Raw genomic sequence first — 1370 nt, forward strand, 5'->3', positions numbered from 1 at the left:
TTCGATTCTTGTAATGATTGGAAATCGAATTCGCCCTTTGAATCCGCTCGATCTCTTGGCAGCACAGACGCTACGGATAACGGTTGGACTCGAGCGGTCCCACAAGTATCTGCGCCATGTTTCGATCGGTTTCCCCTTTATTGTTTCGAGCAATGAACGACAGCGCCTCACGGCACGTCACGGTGTGGGCGACAGTCTGCCCGTGGCCCCGGTGAGGGCCTTCTGTTCGACCAGTACCTGCGTCCCGAGTAAACCTGCGCACACCCAACGCCACCAGCGTGTTGCGTAGGCCCCAATGCGGGCTCGGCCCGCACCTNGCTCATAAAGCTTGGTGATTCGCTCACGAAAGCGCGCGATGGTGTCTTTGGCTGGCGTCACGCCAGCACGGGTGTGGTGGTAGCCCAGAAACGTAAAGCCCCGGTCTATCTTGCCCACCCAGGTTTTGTCTGGATGGGTGTTGAGTTTGAGCTGCTGCAAGGTCTGCTGGATCAGGCGAATACCCCGCCTGAGTTGGTGACGGCGAGGCGTCATGATGACCCAGTCATCCATGTAACGCACATAGGCGATGCCGGCGCGGTCCATCACATCATCCAATGGCTTGAGATAGATGGCCGCTAACAGCGGGCTCAGGGGCGAGCCCCGGCCTATGCCTTTTTTGATGACGTTAAAGATGCCACCCGATTCCACTGTGCGGCCAATGACCTGTGTGAGTAACCGCAACACTGCTTTATCGGGCACCAGCGCATCCAGCTGTTGCAACAACACGGTGTGGTCGATGTTCTCGTAGTAACCCTTGACGTCGGAGCGAAAGACAAACTGATTCTGCGGCAGTTTAGCGCGCAACCAACGCAGCGCCCCCTTCAGGCCACCCTGGCCTTTACATGAGTACAGCGCGGCGAGACCGGCAAGGCTGAGCCCAGTACCATCGCCATCGCTTTCTGTACCAGGGCATCTTCGGCACACCACAGGTGGATGGGCTTGCCGTTGGCACTCAGCAGCCGCTGCTGCGGGCTGAATTGATAGTCGCCGCTGCGTAGTTGCGCAATGAGTTCGGGGCGACGACTCTGCCAATGAAAACGCAGATGCCAAATATCGGCGTTGGCTGGGTAGCGACGGCGTTGCTGGCAGAGCCAGGCATAGGCTGCATCGATGGTGGCGTCATCGGCGATAGCGTCAAGCAGTGCTGACTCGAGCGGTCTATTCATAGGGCGTTACAAGCGCACAAATGGCNTCGTGTTGACTCTTATAACAGCATAGATCCATTTGCCCGCAGAGACAGGGTGCAGTCTTAAGTCCGCTGACTGCAACGACAGATATGCGATTTTATTCCTCTGTACTCAGAGCGATATGATCTATGAGACTATAAAGCC

At 56.7% G+C, this 1370-nt stretch carries 2 protein-coding genes; both read right to left on the bottom strand.

Features of this window, described 5'->3' with window-relative positions:
- Positions 1-177: 177 nt before the first annotated feature.
- Positions 178-843: a reverse transcriptase/maturase family protein gene (locus A3709_RS19655; RefSeq protein WP_066058701.1), complete on the bottom strand. Its 666-nt coding sequence runs from the start codon at positions 841-843 to the stop codon at positions 178-180.
- Positions 844-860: 17 nt separating this feature from the next.
- Positions 861-1205 carry a hypothetical protein gene (locus tag A3709_RS24175; protein ID WP_066058706.1) on the bottom strand — a complete coding sequence of 115 codons (345 nt, stop codon included), beginning with the start codon at positions 1203-1205 and terminating at the stop codon, positions 861-863.
- Between the last annotated feature and the right edge of the window lie 165 nt (positions 1206-1370).

This window comes from Halioglobus sp. HI00S01 (genome assembly GCF_001635445.1).
GTDB classification, from domain to species: domain Bacteria; phylum Pseudomonadota; class Gammaproteobacteria; order Pseudomonadales; family Halieaceae; genus Halioglobus; species Halioglobus japonicus.